Raw genomic sequence first — 19,804 nt, 5'->3', positions numbered from 1 at the left:
AAGGTGCCGGAGAGGCAGCAGAGCGGTCCCCGTCTGTATCGTCAAAGATCTTCCAGCACGGGAAAAGGGAGGCATGCCATGGTCCTTTCAGTGAAGCGGCCAAGACAGTTGTGGATTTGCTGTTTTCATATCCCCCCAGGGGGGATATATTGTCTTCATGGAAAACGAACCGAAACATCAATCACACCCGGCCATCACAAAGCGCCTCAAGCGAGCGAGCGGGCACTTGCGCCATGTCATCGACATGATCGAACAGGAAAAGCCCTGCACCGAGATCGCCATGCAGTTACAGGCCGTTGAAAGCGCCATCACCGCGGCCAAGCGCACGCTGATCCATGATCATATCGACCATTGCCTGAGCGCAAACAGCGAGGACCTGGACCAGCTTCGTGCCTTGGCAAAGCTTCTTTGAGGTTGATCATGCTGAGCATTCTGGCCAATCGCACCTATCGCCATCTGTTTGCCGCCCAGATCATCGCACTGGTGGGAACCGGTCTTGCCACGGTTGCGCTTGGTCTTCTGGCATGGGATCTGGCCGGAGAGGATGCGGGCGTCGTGCTTGGCACTGCGCTGGCGATCAAGATGGTTGCCTATGTGTCTTTGGCACCGATTGCCTCGGTCTTTGCGGACAAGGTTCCCCGCCGCACAATGCTCGTTTCGCTGGATTTGATCCGGGCCGTCGTCGTGTGTGCCCTGCCATTCGTAACAGAGATCTGGCAAATCTATCTGCTGATTTTCCTGCTGCAATCCGCATCCGCGGGCTTCACCCCGACCTTTCAGGCAACAATTCCCGACGTTCTGCCAGACGAGGCGGACTATACCCGCGCCCTGTCCCTGTCGCGGCTGGCTTATGATCTGGAAAGCCTGCTCTCACCGATGCTGGCGGCAGCCCTGCTCACCCTTGTGAGCTTTCCGGTGCTGTTCGGCGGCACCGTTATCGGCTTTGCCGCTTCCGCTCTTCTGGTTGCGACGACGACGCTTCCTTCTCCGGCCCCCTCCAGGGTGCGGGGCATATATGAGAGAACGACGCGGGGCTTGCGGATCTATCTCGCCACGCCCCGACTTCGGGGGCTATTGGCGCTCAACCTCACCATATCGGCCGCCGGTGCCATGGTCATTGTCAATACGGTGGTGATTGTCAAGGGAAGCTTCGGTCTGGGGCAGACAGACGTCGCCTTTGCCCTTGCGGCTTTCGGCGGCGGATCCATGACAGCAGCCCTGTTGCTGCCGCGGCTGCTTGATCATGTTCGCGAGCGCCCTGCAATGGTTTGCGGGGCGGCTTCCCTGTGCCTTGGGACGCTGATCGGGCCCCTTGCGACATCGCTGTCCTTGCTCATCGGTTTGTGGGCCTTTCTGGGCTTTGGTTATAGCCTGACACTGACGCCCACCGGGCGGCTGTTGCGCAGATCGGCCCATCCGGAAGACCGCCCGGCCCTTTTCGCCGCGCAATTTGCATTGAGCCATGCCTGCTGGCTTGTTGCCTACCCGCTGGCAGGCCGGTTCGGGGCGCAGTTCGGCCTCGACCAAACCTTCCTCGTCATGGCCCTATTGGCAATGCTGGGCGTGATCGCGGCCATGCGGCTATGGCCTGCATCCGACCCGGACGAGATCCCCCACGAACACAAGGACCTTCCCGCAAGCCACCCGCACATGCAGCAGCATGAAGGGATGAGCCATCGCCACAGCCATGCCTTCGTCATCGATGATCTGCACAACGCCTGGCCCCGAGGCGGCCTTTAGAGCTTTCGGACCATGACGGTCGACGAGATGCATCAACGGCAAGCGCACGCGATCATCTCGGTGTAATCTGAAATCGGGAAAAGCGGGAGGAGAATGGTGCTTGAAAAGCAATCATAAACCCTCATCTGCGCAAAGACTTGGCTATTCGAGCAATAAGGCCAATCACGACGCCAGTTGTCAACCAAAGCAATCCCTTGTCGATATGCTCTCCTGTATCACCACTCCCCAAATATCGATGCACAAAGGCAATTCGCGCTTCGTTTGTCGCGGTGGAGTAAGCGATCCAGGACGCCATAACCACCTTAAGGCCCCCCCCAACGATAAGAAGCCATGCAATGATGGTTCCGATTTTGATGAAAAACATGGTGAATCCTCCCTATATTTTAGAGCGAACCATGGCACACCACAACCAGCAAGAATAGCCCCAAAGCGCGATACCAAACTGACAAGTCGTCAATCATGCGGTAACCCGCGCTTTTCATCGTCACCCAGCAGCGCCATCCCAAGTCACAGAATTTTCATAGAAATAAGAAAATCTTGAATCGGCATAGCCACGCTGAATGCGTAAATCTGAAATGATAACGTGGGGAGGAGAATGGTGCTGCAAGAGAGAATTGAACTCTCGACCTCTCCCTTACCAAGGGAGTGCTCTACCACTGAGCTACTGCAGCATTTCACAGGTTTCTGTGTCAGATGACAAGCACCCGATGCGGGCGGTTTTTTGCATACAGAATTGGTTTATGCAAGCGCGTTTTTGAAAAAAGGCAACAATTTTGTGAATTTGATGACAGTTGTGAAAATCCTGCCAGCAAAATAAAGCGTCTCCCGGCCATGCGTTTTCAAACCTTCCACATAAACCATGGCTGCAAAAAAGCGTCGCAGGGTCTTCAAATGGCCTCATTGAGGTCTTTCTTGGTGCAGGCTTTTGGTATAGAACCGGCCAAAGCAATTTACGTAGTCTCAACAAGCTTTGTATGGTAGCGAAGACAAATGACGTCCCTTCAGAACGAGCAGGCAGGCAAGGATCCCGGACATAGCGATGATGGCAAAAGAAACGCAGCCAAGGGCGATGATCGCAAGGCGCGTCTGTCTCAGGCCTTGAGGGATAATTTGCGGCGCAGAAAAGTGCAGATGAGGGCACGCAAGATCTCCAGTGAGGAGGATGTCGCCCGCGGGCATGATCCAGACAAGGCTGGCTGACCGACCCATCGATGGACGAGTTCATAACAGTCTTTGCCATTGTTGTTGATTTCTGACTATCATCATTCAAAATCAGAGGCCCTTTCGGGTCGCCCTTTTGCTTCCCCCCGCAGGAAGATACAGACATAAGGCCCAAGCATATTGGCCGAGAACAGAAAGAGTTTGAAATGGATGCAATTCGCATTGTTGGTGGTGCCGAGCTGAATGGCGAAATTCCGATTTCGGGAGCGAAAAATGCCGCTCTGCCCCTGATGATCGCCTCGCTTCTCACTGATGAGCCTTTGATCCTTGAAAATCTGCCACGCTTGCGGGATGTGCAGCAATTGCAGCAGATCCTTTCGAACCACGGGGTCAGCTACATGATCGAGGGCAAGCGTCCGGGTCAGGATTCCATGGCCGGTCAGGTCGTGCATCTTCAGGCCACCGAGATCATCGATACATGCGCTCCTTATGATCTGGTCTCGAAGATGCGTGCCAGCTTCTGGGTCATCGGTCCGCTGCTCGCGCGCATGGGCTATTGCGAAGTTTCCCTGCCCGGTGGCTGCGCTATCGGCACGCGCCCGGTCGACTTTTTCATTGATGGCCTCAGCGCCATGGGGGCAGAAATCGACATCGAAAACGGCTATGTCGTTGCCAAGGCACCCAACGGCCTCAAAGGTGGCGAATACAAATTCCCGAGGGTTTCTGTGGGTGCAACCCATGTGCTGATGATGGCGGCAACGCTGGCCAAGGGCACCATGATATTGCACAATGCGGCGCGCGAACCCGAAGTCGTGGATGTGGCCGAGTGCCTCATTGCGATGGGGGCAAAGATCTCCGGTGCAGGCACCTCCACGATCACCATCGAGGGCGTGGAAAAGTTGCATGGTGCCCGCCATGCGGTTCTGCCGGACAGGATCGAGACCGGCACCTACGCCATGGCAGTTGCCATGACCGGTGGCGATGTCACGCTCAAGGGCGCTCGGGCAGACCTGTTGCAGGCGGCCCTTGATGTGCTGGAAGAAACGGGAACCACGGTCGAGCCGACGGATGACGGCATCCGCATTGCTCGCAATGGCACGACCTTGAAATCCGTTGATGTGGCGACCGATCCGTTTCCGGGTTTCCCGACCGACTTGCAGGCCCAGTTCATGGCGTTGATGACCATGGCGGACGGCACATCGACCATTACCGAGACGATTTTCGAAAACCGCTTCATGCATGTGCAGGAGCTGGCCCGGCTTGGTGCCAAGATCTCGCTGGATGGCCAGAAAGCCCATGTGGCGGGCGTTGACAAGCTCACCGGGGCGCAGGTCATGGCAACCGATTTGCGAGCCTCGGTTTCGCTGGTCATAGCCGGCCTTGTGGCCGAAGGGGAGACAACCGTCAACCGGGTCTATCATCTTGATCGCGGCTTTGAACGGCTGGAAGACAAACTCGGCGCCTGTGGCGCCACCATCGAGCGAATTTCCGCGTAAAAACAGCTGAGTGCGGGCATGAGACAATCATGCCCTCTCTTGCATTTCACCCCGTCTCTGCCTATGTGATGGACAAGGCCAGCAACGGCTTTCGTTTCTCACTTCGACAGTCAAGGAGAGTGTCATGACCATGCTCAAACTCGCAGCTCTGGATAAAGAGGATCTCGATATTCTTTCGAGCCAGACACAGGATGCCGTGGTCAAGGTGGGCAACATCTCCTGGCAGAAGTCACAGGGCAAGTTGGTGATGGCGATGAATCGCTTCGCCTGGGAAGAAGCGGTCTTGCAACAGCGCCGCATGTTTGGCAGCAAAGCCAGTTTCGAACGCCATCAGGCGGTGTTGCATTTCAGCCGCGTGACCTCGGTGCAAAGCCGCAACATCCGCATGGATGCCAAGGACGCGGTGCTCAATCTTCTGGCGCTCACCTTCGAGCCCAATGGTGAAGGCCCGGATGGCACCATCTCGGTGATCTTTGCGGGGGATGCGGAATTGCGTCTCTCTGTTGAATGCATCGAAGCACAGCTCACCGATACCGGAGCAGCATGGGAGACCGAAAATCTGCCCGAGCATGAAGCTGCCGAGCATTTCGAAAAGCAGATCAAGGCCGCCGACTGATCCCTTTTGTCCGAAAGCCACGATGCGCGGCCAGCACTGGCTTGCAAGGCAGGCATGACGGACAGCTGGCGAGGAGCCCTGTTGTAGCCTCCAGCCGCAAGCCAGATCGTTTGTGAAGAAGATGAAGGGCGCCAGAACTTGCGCCCTTTTTGCATTTGCGCGGATCAGTACCGTGCGCCCACCACACCCATGTCTGCCAGACCTGTCAGCATGTCAGCCTCTTGTGGAGTCAACTCGATCTCGGCAGAGGCAATATTTTGTTCAAGGCGTTCGATCCGTCGGGTGCCCGGTATCATCGCAATATCTTCACCACGGGACAACAGCCAGGCAAGCGCAAGCTGGGCTGGCTGGACACCCTTGTGTTTCGCCATTGTTTCGATCTGCTCGACCAGCGCAAGGTTTGCGGCCATGGCCTCATCGGTGAAGCGGGGATTCTCCAGCCGCCAATCCCCTTGAGACAAATCGGCCCGACTGCGCAAAGCACCGGTCAGGAATCCGCGGCCCAATGGACTATAGGCGACGAAGCCGATGCCAAGACGCCGCATCATCGGCAGGATTTCTTCTTCGACATCACGCGACCACAAGGAATATTCGGTCTGCACAGCGCTGATCGGGTGGATGGCGTGCGCCCGCTCGATGGTTCTCGCGTCTGCTTCGGAGAGACCGATATAGCGCACCTTTCCTTCCCGGACCAACTCCGACATGGCGGCGATGGTTTCCTCAATCGGGGTATTGGGATCAAGGCGATGCTGGTAATATAGATCGATATAGTCGGTACCAAGGCGCTTGAGGGATGCCTCACAGGCTTGCCTGATATAATCGGCCCCGCCCCTGATGCCGAACCAGTCGCCCTTTTCATTGCGGGAAATACCGAATTTGGTTGCAAGGATCACACGGTCGCGGCGGCCGGACAGTGCCTTGCCCAAAAGCGCTTCATTGGTGAAGGGGCCATACATGTCCGAGCTGTCCCAGAAGCTGCATCCCAACTCTAGTGCGCGGTCAAGGACCTTCAGATTCTGGGCCTTGTCCGACTCGCCATAGAATTCGGACATCCCCATGCACCCCAAACCGATGGCAGGCACGACAAGCCCTTCACGTCCCAGTTTCACTGTCTTTGCCATTTCGAGATACTCCCGTTGTCTCTCAAGCTCGGCCGCCTTTCGGGCAGCCTTCAGTCCGCCATTGACCGGCCACCAGCCCCTCTGTCCAAGCGGGTCCAGCTTCGAAACGCTCCTGCCAATCGATCCGGTTGAAGCCGGGTGATGGATCCGTCCCGCTACTTCATCCCGCACGGGGGTATTTCTTTTGGCGATGACCGAAAAAATCCCAATTACCTGACAATTTTGTCAATAGTATAAAGGATGGAACGAGAATGCCAAAATCGCAAATTCAGACCGTCGGCACGGTTACCCCAGATCGGGGCCGAACATGGGACTGGGCATCAACCGGGCACGGAGCTGGCATAGAGCAGGCACAGTCATGGCATGAGACCGGGCATGAGACCAGACATGGGGCCAGACATGAGGCCGGGCACGGGCTCATCTATCCCAGATAGATCGTGCCGGAGGGGTAGGATATGCGTTTTTGCCTTTGTGCGGCGAGCATGAAACCGATGGTCAAGGGCCCCACCCTGCCGACGAACATGATCAGCATGATAACAACGCGCCCGATGTCATCAAACTCGCCAGTCACTCCACGCGAGAGACCAACCGTACCGAAGGCCGAAACGGTTTCGAATACGAGATCGAGAAATTCGCCCTCATGAAACAGCAGCATGACGAACAGGGACACCAGAATCAGAGCCAGCGTCACCATGGTCAGCGCCAAAACTTTCATGACCTGTTCGGCTCCAATGCGCCGACCAAACAGATCCACTTCCGTCTGGCGACGGAAAAAGGTGAATGTGGCGGCAACCAGCACAATGAAGGTGGTGACCTTGATGCCTCCGCCGGTCGAGGTGCTGCCTGCTCCAATGATCATCAGAATGATAAAGATAAGGGAAGTGCTGTCCTCAAGACCTCCGATATCGATGCTGTTAAAGCCAGCGGTGCGGGTCGAGGCAGCCTGGAACCAGCTCGCTCCCAGCTTGCCCATCCAGTCAAGCCCGCCCAGAGTTGCGGGGTTGTTCCATTCAAGAGCCGCGATGGCAAATGTCGAGGTGACAAGCAGCAACAGGGTGCCCACCAGCATCAACTTGGTATGAAGGCTGAAACGCCGCCATTCACGGGTTTTCCATAGATCGGAAATGACCGTGAAGCCGAGTCCGCCGACGATGAACAGCAATGGAACGGTGATGGTGATGATCGGATCGCTGACCCAGCGGCTGAGGCTGTCCGAGAAGAGCGAAAAACCGGCATTGTTAAAGGCAGATATGGCGTGAAACAGGGCTGCCCATGCCCCCTGCCACCAGCCGAAATCCGGCACGAAAACCAGCGCGAGCAGGACGGCACCAACCAACTCGCAGAAAAGGACCAGCCGCAGGATGATTTTTGTGAGCGCCAGCAGGTCGGTTGCCGAAGTTTGATTGAGATCTTCACGCAAATAGAGATTTGGGCTGAAGCCGAGCGGCAGGCCAAGCATGGTCAGGATCAGCACCGCAAACGTCATCAGGCCCAGACCTCCAAGCTGAATGAGGCAGGCAATGACGATCTGACCGAAGAGGGTGAAATCCGAGCCCGTGTCAAGCACCGCAAGGCCGGTAACTGTCACTGCGGACGTGGCCGTGAAAGAGGCGTCGGACCATGACACATGATCGAGTGACGTCGCAAAGGGAAGCTTGAGCGCAAGCGTGCCGATTACGATGAGGGCGCCATAAAGCATGACCAGCACAAGCGGTGGCGGCAGCAGCGTCACTCTTTTCTTCATCAATGGTCCGGCCATCCGGTCAACCCCGTTCGCGCACGCTGTCGCCGAAGCGTCGCAAGTCGGCCCGTTTGCCAAGCAAGAGGAGCTTGTCACCTTCCCTGAGGATCACGTCCGATGTCTTGTCGCATAAAAACTGGCTTTCGCGCATGGCTCCGAGCACACGCAGTTCTTCTGCCGGGAAAAGCTCTGGATCCTTGGTGGATTTGCCATCCAGTTGTCTGGGCACCTTGAAATCAACCATGTGATAGCCATTGCCAAGGCTTACATAGTCACGGACATTGGGATTATGCAGCATCTGGGCGATGTGCTGGCCGATTTCCTGTTCCGGCAGGATGACCCGATCCGCACCAAGCTTGCTCAGAATCCGGTGATGCGTGCGGTTGAGCGCCTTGACCCAGATGGTTTTCACGCCCAGCAACTTGACATTCATGGTGCACAGGATATTGGCCTCCAGATCCTCGCCAATGGCAATGACCACCACATCATAATTGGCGATTCCCGCTTCCTTGAGAGCAATTTCGTCCTTGCCATCGGCGATGATTGCCTCTGACAGACTGTCAGCCAGTCGGCCGACGCTGCGCTCGTCACTGTCAATCCCCATCACCGGATTGCCAAAATTGGCCAGTTCCATGGCGACCGTGCTGCCGAATGTTCCAAGGCCGATAACAGCAAAGCTGCGACTGCTCATCAATGCAATCTCCCGTAAAGACGTCATGCCTGCATACTAGACCCAGTTGGCTGAAATTGACAATCTTTGATCTCGGCATGTTCGGGTGAGACCATCCGCATTCCTGCCATACGTTTTTGTCCATGGTATTTATCAAACTAATCGGTCTATTAAATAGACATGACACAGAACTCGCCACCAGAAAAACAAAATGTCGTCAAGCACCGTGGACGACCCCGCAAGGCCCCGGACGATCAGGTTGCACGCAAGCAACTGATCAAGGCGGGCCTTGTCTATCTGACCGAGCGCGGCTTTTCCGATGTCAGCGTCGACGAAATTCTGAAAGCTTCCGGCACGACAAAGGGAACCTTCTATCACCACTTCAAATCCAAGGCCGATTTCGGACAGGACCTGATAGAAGCCTATCACAGCTATTTTGCGGCAAAGCTGATGAGTTGGTTCGACAATGACACGCTTTCCCCGCTTCACAGATTGCGCGGCTTCATCAAGGACGCCGAAACGGGGATGGCAAAGCATGATTTTCGCCGCGGCTGCCTCGTGGGCAATCTTGGTCAGGAAATGGCCGTTCTCCCTGATGCCATGTGCAGTCGCCTGATCGAGGTGCTGCAAGACTGGCAATCGCGCACGGCGGCCTGTCTGGTGCTGGCGCAACAGCAGGGCGAGATTTCGTGCGAGCTTGATGCTGCTGCAATGGCTGAGTTTTTCTGGATCGGATGGGAAGGCGCGGTCCTGCGCGCCAAGCTTGAACGCAAGCCCGATCCCCTCAGGCGCTTTGCCGATGGGTTTTTCACTCTTCTCTCTATTTCTCCGCACCAATCACAAGGATGAAACTATGTTTGATGCCATTCTGATCGACAAGGGCGACAAGGGCCAGACGGTCACCAAGAGCCAGATTACCTTTGAGCCTATGGCCGAAGGAGAGGTTGCCGTCGACGTGGCCTTCTCGACACTCAATTACAAGGATGCGCTGGCCATTACCGGGGCGTCCCCGGTGGTGCGCTCCTTCCCCATGGTTCCGGGTATCGATTTTTCCGGCAAGGTCGTGGAAAGTCGCCACAATGACTACAAGCCGGGTGATCTTGTCGTGCTCAATGGCTGGTCCGTGGGCGAGAAATATTGGGGTGGCCTCGCCACCCGTGCCCAGGTCAACGGTGATTTTCTGATCCCTCTGCAAGAAGGCATCAGCTTGCGTCAGGCAGCAGCGATTGGAACAGCCGGTTACACCGCCATGCTTTGCGTGATGGCGCTTGAGAGCAATGGCATCACGCCCGACGTGGGAGAGGTGCTCGTCACGGGGGCAACGGGCGGCGTTGGCAGCGTCGCGGTTTCGTTGCTTGCAGCCAAGGGCTATCAGGTGGTTGCGGTAACCGGACGAGCAAGCGAAGCGGACTATCTCAAGGGACTTGGCGCAGGTGCGATTCTGGATCGCGAGGACCTGCTCGTCAAACCGCGTCCTCTCAACAAGGAGCGTTGGGCTGCGGCGGTGGATGTGGTCGGCGGTCAGGTGCTGGCCAACCTCTTGTCGATGATCAAATATGGCGGCACGGTCGCAGCCTGCGGCCTTGCGGGAAGCCATGAGTTGCCGACAACGGTCATTGCCCTTCATCCTGCGCGGTGTGACCCTGAAAGGCGTGGACAGCGTCATGGCCCCGATTGATGTGCGCAAGGCGGCCTGGGCTGAGCTTGCCAAGCATCTGGACATGACCAAGCTGGCGGCCATGGAGCGTGAGGTAGCCTTTGATGAGGTGATTGGCGTCGCGCCGCAGTTCCTTGAGGGCAAGATCCGCGGCCGGATTGTTGTTCCTGTCGCACCGGACCTCTCCTGATTCCCTCTTCCCGTTTCAGGGCCAAGTTGACAGCAGAAACCACAAGAACCCGCATTGATATTTCAATGCGGGTCTTTTGAGACGTCCGTACCGATACCTCCTTTGTGAAGGCATGGTCCAGACATGGCCACAATACCGGATTTGCCCGACGGGCTGTGCCGGATCCCAGTCATAGTCTGCGTCTTAGTCTGTGCCTTAGTCTGCGTCTTCCTCTTCGCCAACCTGCATGAATTTGGCGCTGTAGGTTTTCAGGCCAAGACGATCAATCAGATCAAGCTGCAATTCGAGCCAGGCTTTGTGCCCTTCTTCGTCAAGAACGATTCCCTCGAACAGAGCCTTGGAACCGATATCACCGACTTCATAGGCCACCTTGGGCTGCCCTTGGTGTAAACCTCAATCGCATTTTCTTCGTCTGCCAGATCGGCCTTGAACAGATCGACCAGATTGTCATGCACGACCGGTGGCTTTTCGAAGGCCAGTTCGGGTTTTCCCTTCAAAAACAGGATACGAGCGATGAACTGATCGGAATGACCCCATTCTTCGCGCATTTCTTCCTGCATCTGTTTGGCAAGCTTGGTCAAACCCCAATCTTCAAGAACCTGCGCGTTCAATTGATACTGATGCGCAGCACTCATTTCCATCTGGAGTGCGGTATTCAAATATTCAATGGTCTTGTCGTTTGACATCTTCTTTGGTCCTTTCAAACACGGAACATGCAACAATATCTCTTATAGTGGTTTAAGTTGTATATGTTTTGCAAGAAAAGAAGCGAGATATCTCCCATGCTGCACAGAATGTCGAGCTTTCGCGCACGGGACCCTCTGAAACCCCTATACTTTTCTAGGTAGTTACCACAGGTCAACATCGGTAAAATCACCATGCCTCACCATGGTGTCCAAACACCATATGATCGCGTCTGCAATTGGGCAACCGCATATAAATCGAGGCAACATTAATCTTTTGTTAACCATATTCATCAACCATGATTATGGGATCTTTTAGCGGAGAACCGAACGTGTCTTGCCGTGGGGGCCAGGATACGAAACGCCCATTCGCTGTTGGCCGCTGGCCAAGGGGGATATATGTCTAAGTCTGACGGCATTCGTCGGCATCTGCTTGACGAAGAAGAAATCTTTGAAGCAATCGATACATTGGGTCTGAATTATTCTCAGAAGGCGCTGATCGTTGCCATTCTGGTTGAACGATATGTCGTCGATCTTGATCTGCTCGCTTCGGTTTTCACCAAGCTGGGACCCCTTTCTGATGAGGACGCTGTAGTAAGGGAAGCTGCCTGAGGCAGTCCACCATCCTTGCGGGATGTTTTTGCCATCAACTGGCGTTCCTTTTGCCGCGAAAGGATACGGGGCCTTGAACTTGAGGCCTCGCGCAAGACCATCGCTGCGCACTGTTTTCCGAAAAGAGAATTCACGCTGCCCTCTCATCCCCGAAAGGCTCAGGATGAGATGAGGTACGTGTCAGCGCATTTATGGAATGCGCAGCATGGGCGAGGCCGGAACGGTTGAAGGCCACCGCAAAATATTTCTCCCAAAATGTCTGAAATTGAAATATCCTTTTGCTTATTGCTCTGACATTCTGATCGTTTGAGCCTTATCTCCATCATGACACCTGTGCCTGCCGCCTTGTCCGGCTTGCGATCAATCGAGTAGACAGCTAACGGAGACCTTTCTTGACCGACCATAATCCATTGTCCGCTTTTCCCATTACCGAGCGTTGGCCAGCCCAAAATCCCGACGTCATTCAGCTATATTCCTTCCCCACACCCAATGGGGTGAAGGTATCGATTGCGCTGGAGGAAATGGGGCTCGCCTATGAAGCTCACAAAGTGACCCTCACTGACGAGGATGTGAAAAGCCCCGCTTTCCTGTCCCTCAATCCAAACAACAAGATCCCGGCCATCATTGATCCGCACGGGCCGGACGGCGACCCCATCGGCCTGTTTGAAACCGGCGCCATCCTCATCTATCTGGCTGAAAAAACCGGCCAGTTCATCGGCTCCAGTCCGCGTGAACGGGCAAAAATCATTCAATGGCTGATGTTCCAGATGGGGGGCGTCGGGCCGATGTTCGGACAAATGGGATTTTTCGTGCGTTTCAAAGGCGCGGAAATCGAAGATCCTCGCCCCAGAGAACGTTACATCAATGAAAGCAAACGCCTCTTGAATGTGCTTGACGGAGAGCTTGCCGACAAGGACTGGATCGCGGGTGACTATTCCATCGCCGACATGGCGATTGCCCCATGGCTGCGCCCCATTCTGGGCGTCTATGACGCGGCAGAGCTTGTCGATTTCGCTTCCTACAAGAATGTTGTCGCCTATTTGAACCGCTTCATGGAGCGTCCTGCGGTTCAGAAAGGTGTTCTGGTCCCGCCGCGGGACTGATTGGCGCCACCGATTGCCAGTTTGGAAAATGACGATCCGCCAGGTCTTGGGGAACCGAGGGCTGGCGGTTTTTGTGTGGCTGGTTCAGATCATGGCAAAACCGAACCCTCTTCACCATGCAATGGCATCAGGGCAGGATGCAGTCCGCTCAGCTTCTCGGCGTCTTCAGGCGACCTCAGACGTCCTCAAGCAACCTCAGGCGACCTCCGAGAGATCCCTCAATTCGGGAAAGGACTATGCGGTTCTTGCCGGTTTCCTTAGCATCATACATGCGCTTGTCAGCCTTGTTGACCAGACTGTCGAAATCCCCGGCCTCGGCAACAAAGGCGATCCCGATGCTGACGCTCATGTCATGTACCTTTCCCTCAGCAGGCGAAAAACTCATCGTTTCAATTGCCGTGCGGATGCGTTCGGACAGGTTCAGAATTTCCTCGTAGCACGCATGGTGCACGAAAATGGCAAATTCCTCGCCGCCGATCCGTGCAACGATGTCCCTGTCATGGGTCAGCTCGCAGATGGTCGATGTGATGGCCTTTAGGGCAAGATCGCCGGCATTGTGGCCATAGGTGTCATTGATGCGCTTGAAATCATCGACGTCGATGCAGATCAGGGTTCCATGTGGGCAGGCCTTGCGAGCCTCAGAGACAAGCTTGACAAAATGGCGCCGATTGAACACGCCGGTCATGTAATCATGCGTGGCCTGCAATTTCAGTTCGCTATTGAGACATTCAAGCTGACGATGGGCGGTTTCAAGCTCCGCCAAAGCGGTTTTGACCTTCTGGCGTTGTCTATCAAAGACCGTGGTGACCGGAACACCCGCAATAATGGGAACCAAGGCGGCGATAATCAGTGCGGTGCTCGACACGCCACCGGTAAAAAGGATTAATAAGATGGATGTCGTGATCAAAGAGGCACATATCGAGCCCAATGTGATCACGCACACTCTTGCAATTGACTCTTTCATTCTTCTCGCTGCCCCCCAATGCAGACATGTTTTGGATACGCCCGCGAATATAAAGTTTCGTTAAAGCGAATGCCTGCGACTGCTCTTTTGGCACAAAAAGAAGGCAAATGACCGTCCAATTCGGAACAGGCTTTATTTTCCGTTAAGGCGCTTCTGTATCCTCACAGGCCGCCACCGCGCGGGCATGAGAGTATCCTTCGGGGGAAGATACCGACATGATTCCGGCAACTTCGATGTGGAATATCTGGCACACGCAAAGGATGGACCGTCGGCCAGGGGCGAGAGGATCGTGTTTATGTGGGGGAGTTTTCGAGGGGGACGTCTGGCCTTGAAAGACCAGAGGAATGGTACAGTCGGGTGGATTCGAACCACCGGCCTTCGGAGCCACAATCCGACGCTCTAACCAACTGAGCTACGACTGCACATCACTTGGTGGTGGGCTGTTTATTAGGGAAGCTTGGCGGAAATTGCAAGAGCCGATTTGAAGACTGCCCACAGCTTGTCAATAAAACGTCACCCTGAGCCTCGTCTCAAGCAAATAGAAGACCCGCAAGGGAGATGCGGATCTTCTTTCAGGTTAGGGCTGATTTGAAGGGAATAGTCAATTACAGCCCTCAGGAGGAAACTTTCTGTCCGAGATTTGCTCGGATGCGATTAAAATAAGTATAGACCCAATTCGTTAAAATACTATTCTCAGATTGCAATATTATTATTGATAAATCACTTGGCAAGGGAGGAATGGCGCAAGTTCCCAGGAGGCCATGCGCCAAGTCCCCTTTCGAAGTGAAAATCCTGTGCTTCCCATTCAGTCCCGATTGGTGGCGGTCATCGTCTCGTTCATTTGCAGGGCCACTTCGCCCAGTCTCTGCATACGGGCCTGCATATAGTCTGTCTGCAAGCCGAAAGCTGTTCTGAGGTCTCTGGTATTGATGAGAGCATCAGCCAGCTCGAAAGATGCCTTGGCACTTTCTTCCATATAGTCAAAGGCCTGCCTGTTCACTTCAAGCGAGTTTGCGCGCAAGTTGGAGGCTTTCTTCTCTGCGGTCTCAGCGGTGTCGCTCATCGCGAGAATGAAATCCTGTGATATCTTTCTGGCCTGTTCGATGCCCATTTCGGCAAATTCACGAAACTGGGAGGGAATCTCGAATTTTTCTGCCGTTTCTGTCATTGAGCATATCCTTTCGATCAGTGCGAAAATTCCGCACGTTGTGCACTGCAACATATCAAAGACCGCATTGCAATGCAATCTATTTCTAACGTCTTTTTACGTATGTAATCCTAAGGATCCGAAATCGCATATCAGACCCGGCATGATGTCCTGTTCAATGCGCCCGGCATGTGAGCAACAGGGGGCGCATTCTTTTTGCACTCCTGCCAATAATACCAATGTTCTTGGAAAATCCGGGCCAACCCCTTGTGTATTTCTAATTAAGCGCATTAACTAAGAAAAAGGATTGAGGGCGTCAAAACCGCTGAAATATTGGACCTCTCTGCACGAAAATGTCATAACAGTTTCTTAACTTATTCATCGCTTTTCACCGTCGTATTTTGGTGAATGGCTCTGTCAGAGACACGAAATTAAGCCATGCCTGTATTTCATTCAGCCTCGCTGGCTATGCCATTTTTGACTCTCTCAGCGAATCCGTCGATCGGTGCCGTTCTGCTTGATACAAGACCTGCATGGATCTGGAACGGAGACGGGAACCATATTTTGTGGTCCAACGCTGCCGGGCTTGCCTTCTTCGGCGAGACGAGCATGGAGTCCTTGCTCAACAGGAGTTTCGGAGACGTTCATCCGGCGCGCAGGCATCTGGCACGCCTTGCGCGCAATGCCCGAGCAGACACGCCGACGCTCGATAATCTGCGCTTTTTTCTCGGTGACACCGTAATCACCACCCCTTGTCTGTGCAAGAAACTGGTCATCGAGAATGAAACGGTGCTGATGGTTCTTGCGACCAAGCCGTTGGCAGAGATTTCCGGGCTTCCCAAATTCAGAACCCTCAAACTGGATCCCGAACAGGATCTTCTCGACGCGCTGGCCTCCGATGGCGAGTTGGTTGCAGCCCTGGCCGACAGCAGGGGCGACATTATTGCCAGCTCTGCGAGCTTTGCTCCTCTGCTTGAGGCGGAAAACAAACCTGTGCTTGTTGCACTTCTTGCCAAGCTCCAGATATCGGACAGGGCCGAGGCCGCTGTTGCAACGGGATCCCTGAGCGATCCGGTCGCGGATCTGCAAATCGCGGTTACGCGGGTCTCGGATGCTCCGGTCGGGCGCTATCTGATCCTTGCACCAAATCCGAAGAGCGTTTCTGCCCTGCCCTTCTTCGCGTTGACGGAAGACTTCAAGAACCCGTTTTCGGCTCTGGAGGGCGAAGGCCCAACACCGGGCGAAGAGGACCTTCAGTCCGATGAGGCTGATGTCTTTGCCAACCCGTTTGAGCCAGAAGACTTCGAGGAAAACCTGATTGCCGGGCCAGATCGTCTCAAGGACAGCGATCTTGGCCCCTTTGTCTCCGAGCAGCATTTCCCAGACAGGCCCCTCTCGGACAACGAGAAACAGGAGACGCTCCCGGTCTCCGATGGGGCGGGAAAAGAGGGTCGGGAACCTGCGAGCAATGTTTTCAGGCTTTCCTTTGCCAAATCGCGCAAGGAGAATGTGCAGAGCGAGAGCGAGAGCGATCAAGGTTCCTTCAGCTTCCCCGGCACCAGCGGCCCCTTGCATTTTGTCTGGGAAAGCGACGAAAAGGGACGGATCAAATATGTCTCGAACGATCTGGCAAAGGCGGTTGGTCCCCGTTGCTCCGATATCAGGGGCAAGGAGTGGGCCGATATCGTCTCCCACCTCAACATCGATGCAGGGGGTGCGATTCTCAAGGCCTTCCAAGCGCGCAAAACCTGGGCAAGCCTCGGCGTCTGGTGGCCTGTGGAGGGAGGGCAGCTTGAAATCCCTGTCGAGCTGACCGGGTTACCGATCTTTGATCGCTTCCACGGATTTCAGGGATTTCGGGGGTATGGCCTTTGCCGGCCCAAGGAAGCCCGTCCCCTGGAGGCACGCCGCGAGGAAGAGACCGGACCGCTCTGTTCTGATGACGAGGCGCACACATTTGCCGAAGATGCGCCACAATCTTCTGATCATACTCTACTCATGTCTGACGATCTGCTTCAGGCAGCGAGGGATGCCGTCGAAACAACAACAGAAGTGATATCGCCTCAGGATCGAAGCAAAAGCGAGACACCACAGAATTCGGATGCCACACCAACCGGGGTGAGTGACATGCCTGACGAAACCGAAACGAGGCCAGAAGACCAGTCAGACCAGCAAGCCTTATCAGACGAAACCGTCGCTGAAGATGATCTTGCATCGGAGCAGTCCAGATCCGGCCTTTTCCAGGACGGATACAGTCTGGTTCTGTCTCTGCTCAGTGGAAAGACAAAAGGCATTCGCGAACGCCTCTCTCCGTCGTCGTCTTCAGGGGTTTGTGGGGAGGATCCGGACGAGGACCGGCACTTGAGCGAAGGAGAGCAGACCGCTTTTGACCAGATCGCGGCGGCACTCAACGATGAGCCCTTCGAAAAGCGCGTGCCCGCAGAGGATCTCGACGAAGATTATGGCGAGTTTGAAGACATCCCGGTCCTCAACGAAGAGGATGAAGATGATCAGCAGCCTGATGCGACCGAAGGACGACAGGATCCAATCGATTCCGCCCGCCCCGAAAATTCGGATTCGGATATCGCAAGCACCCCGTTGAAACCAGATGAGATAGCTGCCGGGTCCGGCGATCCCCTCGCGGGCAAGACGCCAAACGTGCAGGAGCAGGATCGCCTGTCTCTTCCATGGGGATCTTCGCAGGATTCTCTGCACAAGCTTCTGGACAAACGCTCCGAGAAGGACACTCGGGTCCGGTCTGCGGCCAGCAATGCGATGCGTGAGATTCTGGCGCTCGATCCGGCCTTGCGCCATCTGCATGTCAAAGGCGGCAAGGGCGATGGCGACAAGCAGGCGGACAGCCAAAAGAAAGCCGATGAGGAGGCCGAGCCCAGAACCGGGGAGCTGGTCACAAGCGAGGCCACACATGCGGCGTCCGATGGGCATGGTGTGTCCGAAAGCCCGACCGAAGCAGAAACGGTGACGCTCGCTGAAGCAGAGGATATTCCGCAAGAGGCTTCAGATCCTGTGGAGGAGCCTCAAGATCCCGTGGGGGAGCCTCAGAGTTCAAGCGACTTTGACGAGGACAGCTCACCTGATGCGCGAGCCTTCAGGGAAATCGAGGCCGCTCTCAAGCAGGGACAGGGGCAGCCCGTTTCAAACCGTCACCATTTTGAAATACGGGCCCTCTGGGAAGGACAAGACGCCCCCCTCGCCGATGAGGACGGAGGTAACGCGACGGCGCTGACCGAGCAAGCCGGGGTAAGTCCGTCTGATGATGATTCTGATGATGATATTGCGGCAAATCGTGCTGAGCTGGCCAAGGAATCCTCGCCAGCCCTAACCGCGGCAACCATCCAGGGGGTCGCCGCGCTTGGTGAAAAAAGCCTTTGGGACGGAAGCGATCAGAAATCCGCGCTTGTTGATCTGCTCAACAAGCTGCCATCGGCAATCATCGTTTCGGCCAAGAGCCAGATATTGTTTGCCTCCAAGACCGCGCTTCGGCTTCTGCGCTTTGCGTCCAGCGAAGACTTGCAGCAGGCAGGCGGCATGGAAGGCCTTTTCACGGGCCGTCCGGGGGATTGGCTGACAAAGGTCGATGGCCGAACGACCTTGCGCACACAGACCGGTCAACCGATTTCCGTACTTGCCAATATCTCCTCGATCAACTGGGGCGATGTGCCTGCCGCAATGCTCTGCTTTGAACAGGCAAAAGACAATCTGCCGGGCATGGGGGTGTCTGAAGAGGACGAGAAGATCGCCGAACTCGAGGCCATTCTTGACACCGCAACCGATGGCGTTCTGGTGCTGGACAAGGCAGGATGCATCCTTCGGATGAACCATTCCGCAGAGGCCCTGTTTGAAGTGGATCGCCATGCGGTGGCAGGCAATGCGCTCATCGATCTTTTTGTCGAAGAGAGTCACGGCGATGCACTCGACTATCTCGAAACCCTCAAGAGAAATGACTTTGCCAGCATGCTCAATGGAGGCCGCGAAGTCATTGGCCGGGTTTCCTCGGGTGGTCTGGTTCCGCTGATGATGACCATGGGCCGGGTATCCATTCCCGGTACCAACCGGTTTTGTGCGGTGCTGCGCGACATCACTGAGTGGAAACGGACACAGGAAGAATTGCTGGCCGAAAAGCTCAAGGCTGAAGATGCGAGCAAGAAGAAATCCGAATTTCTGGCAAAGGTCAGTCATGAAATCCGGACGCCACTCAATGCTATCATCGGTTTTTCCGAGGTGATGATCGAAGAGCGTTTCGGTACGATCGGATCGGAAAGATACAAGGATTATCTCAAGGATATCAAGCTTTCGGGCTCCCATATCATGAGCCTTGTCAACGACTTGCTTGACCTGTCAAAGGTCGAGGCGGGCAAACTCGAGCTTCAGTTCGAGGATTTGCAACTCAATCGGCTGGTGGCCGAATGTGTTGGCATCATGCAACCACAGGCCAACCAGCAGCAGATCATCATCCGCACATCGCTTGGCTCACGCTTGGCTCATGTCGTGGGAGACCGCCGCTCGATCCGCCAGATCGTTCTCAATCTGCTGTCCAATGCGGTCAAGTTCACCAAAGCCGGTGGCCAGGTGATCGTCTCGACCTCGCAACAGGATAGCGGGGATGTGATCCTCAGGATCAGGGACACCGGTATCGGGATGACAGCGGAGCAGATGAAGCGTGCACTGGAGCCATTCCGGCAAATCTCGTCCACCACGCGCAGCGCTGCGGAAGGGAGCGGTTTGGGCCTACCCCTGACCAAGGCACTGATCGAGGCCAATCACGGTCGGTTCGAGATCTCCAGCGAGAAGGATCACGGCACGCTGGTTCAGGTCGTCTTCCCGTTTGGAGAAGCGGTCTCTGACGCTTTGCCAGAACAGGAAGCAGAACCCGTCATCTAGA

Annotated in this window: 17 protein-coding genes, 2 tRNA genes and 2 pseudogenes; 11 read left to right on the top strand and 10 right to left on the bottom strand. The window is 55.3% G+C overall.

The features are described 5' to 3' along the window. The first annotated feature begins 157 nt into the window (after window positions 1–157). Window positions 158–412, top strand: a complete 255-nt coding sequence (locus ACHZB8_RS05085) for a metal-sensing transcriptional repressor (protein ID WP_316859082.1) — start codon at window positions 158–160, stop codon at window positions 410–412. An 8-nt stretch (window positions 413–420) separates the two neighbouring features. Continuing rightward, window positions 421–1,740, top strand: a complete 1,320-nt coding sequence (locus ACHZB8_RS05080; RefSeq protein WP_316859081.1) for an MFS transporter — start codon at window positions 421–423, stop codon at window positions 1,738–1,740. 121 nt (window positions 1,741–1,861) lie between these two features. Here the strand turns inward: ACHZB8_RS05080 and ACHZB8_RS05075 are convergent, their stop codons facing one another. Together ACHZB8_RS05075 and ACHZB8_RS05070 are read right to left on the bottom strand one after the other, a co-directional pair. After that, entirely contained in the window at window positions 1,862–2,104 is a 243-nt protein-coding gene (locus ACHZB8_RS05075) for a hypothetical protein (RefSeq protein WP_316859080.1), read from the bottom strand. Window positions 2,105–2,336: 232 nt separating this feature from the next. Beyond that, window positions 2,337–2,411 (bottom strand) — tRNA-Thr (locus ACHZB8_RS05070). 319 nt (window positions 2,412–2,730) lie between these two features. Between ACHZB8_RS05070 and ACHZB8_RS05065 the strand changes: the two genes are divergently transcribed. The 3 genes from ACHZB8_RS05065 (at window position 2,731) to ACHZB8_RS05055 (ending at window position 5,013) form a co-directional block, all read left to right on the top strand. Continuing rightward, window positions 2,731–2,940 (top strand): hypothetical protein, encoded by a 210-nt coding sequence (locus ACHZB8_RS05065; RefSeq protein WP_316859079.1) that lies wholly within the window; start codon window positions 2,731–2,733, stop codon window positions 2,938–2,940. A 167-nt stretch (window positions 2,941–3,107) separates the two neighbouring features. Further along, a complete protein-coding gene (gene murA, locus ACHZB8_RS05060; protein ID WP_316859077.1) occupies window positions 3,108–4,397 on the top strand; it encodes a UDP-N-acetylglucosamine 1-carboxyvinyltransferase in 1,290 nt (429 codons plus the stop codon). 124 nt (window positions 4,398–4,521) lie between these two features. Continuing rightward, window positions 4,522–5,013: a DUF2948 family protein gene (locus ACHZB8_RS05055; RefSeq protein WP_316859076.1), complete on the top strand. Its 492-nt coding sequence runs from the start codon at window positions 4,522–4,524 to the stop codon at window positions 5,011–5,013. Window positions 5,014–5,177: 164 nt separating this feature from the next. Here ACHZB8_RS05055 and ACHZB8_RS05050 read toward each other — a convergent pair whose 3' ends face one another. Beyond that, window positions 5,178–6,134, bottom strand: coding sequence for an aldo/keto reductase (locus ACHZB8_RS05050; protein ID WP_394706120.1), 957 nt, complete (start codon window positions 6,132–6,134; stop codon window positions 5,178–5,180). 251 nt (window positions 6,135–6,385) lie between these two features. On the opposite strand from ACHZB8_RS05050, the gene ACHZB8_RS05045 reads away from it, so the two are divergent. Further along, the gene (locus ACHZB8_RS05045; protein ID WP_316859073.1) at window positions 6,386–6,568 is read left to right on the top strand and encodes a hypothetical protein; all 183 of its coding nucleotides are present in this window, start codon (window positions 6,386–6,388) and stop codon (window positions 6,566–6,568) included. Here the strand turns inward: ACHZB8_RS05045 and ACHZB8_RS05040 are convergent. Both ACHZB8_RS05040 and ACHZB8_RS05035 read right to left on the bottom strand, forming a co-directional pair. Next, the gene (locus tag ACHZB8_RS05040; protein ID WP_316859071.1) at window positions 6,556–7,878 is read right to left on the bottom strand and encodes a TrkH family potassium uptake protein; all 1,323 of its coding nucleotides are present in this window, start codon (window positions 7,876–7,878) and stop codon (window positions 6,556–6,558) included. The genes ACHZB8_RS05045 and ACHZB8_RS05040 overlap by 13 nt on opposite strands. Window positions 7,879–7,897: 19 nt before the next feature. Beyond that, entirely contained in the window at window positions 7,898–8,566 is a 669-nt protein-coding gene (locus ACHZB8_RS05035) for a TrkA family potassium uptake protein (RefSeq protein WP_316859069.1), read from the bottom strand. 159 nt (window positions 8,567–8,725) lie between these two features. Here ACHZB8_RS05035 and ACHZB8_RS05030 point away from each other — a divergent pair, with 159 nt between their 5' ends. Together ACHZB8_RS05030 and ACHZB8_RS05025 are read left to right on the top strand one after the other, a co-directional pair. Further along, window positions 8,726–9,394, top strand: coding sequence for a TetR/AcrR family transcriptional regulator (locus tag ACHZB8_RS05030; protein ID WP_316859068.1), 669 nt, complete (start codon window positions 8,726–8,728; stop codon window positions 9,392–9,394). Between the two features lie 4 nt (window positions 9,395–9,398). Further along, window positions 9,399–10,392, top strand: a pseudogene (locus ACHZB8_RS05025) (MDR family oxidoreductase). A gap of 195 nt (window positions 10,393–10,587) precedes the next feature. Here the strand turns inward: ACHZB8_RS05025 and ACHZB8_RS05020 are convergent. Both ACHZB8_RS05020 and ACHZB8_RS05015 read right to left on the bottom strand, forming a co-directional pair. After that, window positions 10,588–10,761 carry a hypothetical protein gene (locus ACHZB8_RS05020; protein ID WP_316859206.1) on the bottom strand — a complete coding sequence of 58 codons (174 nt, stop codon included), beginning with the start codon at window positions 10,759–10,761 and terminating at the stop codon, window positions 10,588–10,590. A gap of 71 nt (window positions 10,762–10,832) precedes the next feature. Then, a pseudogene (locus ACHZB8_RS05015) lies at window positions 10,833–11,027 on the bottom strand (ferritin-like domain-containing protein); the annotation flags it as partial. 447 nt (window positions 11,028–11,474) lie between these two features. Here ACHZB8_RS05015 and ACHZB8_RS05010 point away from each other — a divergent pair. Both ACHZB8_RS05010 and ACHZB8_RS05005 read left to right on the top strand, forming a co-directional pair. Further along, a complete protein-coding gene (locus tag ACHZB8_RS05010; protein ID WP_316859067.1) occupies window positions 11,475–11,687 on the top strand; it encodes a hypothetical protein in 213 nt (70 codons plus the stop codon). 392 nt (window positions 11,688–12,079) lie between these two features. After that, a complete protein-coding gene (locus tag ACHZB8_RS05005; RefSeq protein ID WP_316859066.1) occupies window positions 12,080–12,790 on the top strand; it encodes a glutathione S-transferase N-terminal domain-containing protein in 711 nt (236 codons plus the stop codon). A gap of 175 nt (window positions 12,791–12,965) precedes the next feature. Here ACHZB8_RS05005 and ACHZB8_RS05000 read toward each other — a convergent pair whose 3' ends face one another. From ACHZB8_RS05000 to ACHZB8_RS04990, 3 genes are all read right to left on the bottom strand, one after another. Next, the gene (locus ACHZB8_RS05000) at window positions 12,966–13,754 is read right to left on the bottom strand and encodes a GGDEF domain-containing protein (RefSeq protein WP_316859065.1); all 789 of its coding nucleotides are present in this window, start codon (window positions 13,752–13,754) and stop codon (window positions 12,966–12,968) included. Between the two features lie 345 nt (window positions 13,755–14,099). Further along, a tRNA-His gene (locus ACHZB8_RS04995) sits at window positions 14,100–14,176 on the bottom strand. 383 nt (window positions 14,177–14,559) lie between these two features. Further along, window positions 14,560–14,922 carry a phasin family protein gene (locus ACHZB8_RS04990; RefSeq protein ID WP_316859063.1) on the bottom strand — a complete coding sequence of 121 codons (363 nt, stop codon included), beginning with the start codon at window positions 14,920–14,922 and terminating at the stop codon, window positions 14,560–14,562. 417 nt (window positions 14,923–15,339) lie between these two features. On the opposite strand from ACHZB8_RS04990, the gene ACHZB8_RS04985 reads away from it, so the two are divergent. Next, window positions 15,340–19,803 (top strand): ATP-binding protein, encoded by a 4,464-nt coding sequence (locus ACHZB8_RS04985; protein ID WP_316859062.1) that lies wholly within the window; start codon window positions 15,340–15,342, stop codon window positions 19,801–19,803. Window position 19,804 lies beyond the last annotated feature (1 nt).

Origin of the sequence: uncultured Cohaesibacter sp., assembly GCF_963556055.3 — a bacterium.
In the GTDB taxonomy this organism is placed as follows: domain Bacteria; phylum Pseudomonadota; class Alphaproteobacteria; order Rhizobiales; family Cohaesibacteraceae; genus Cohaesibacter.
This window is presented reverse-complemented; position numbering and strand designations above follow the sequence as displayed.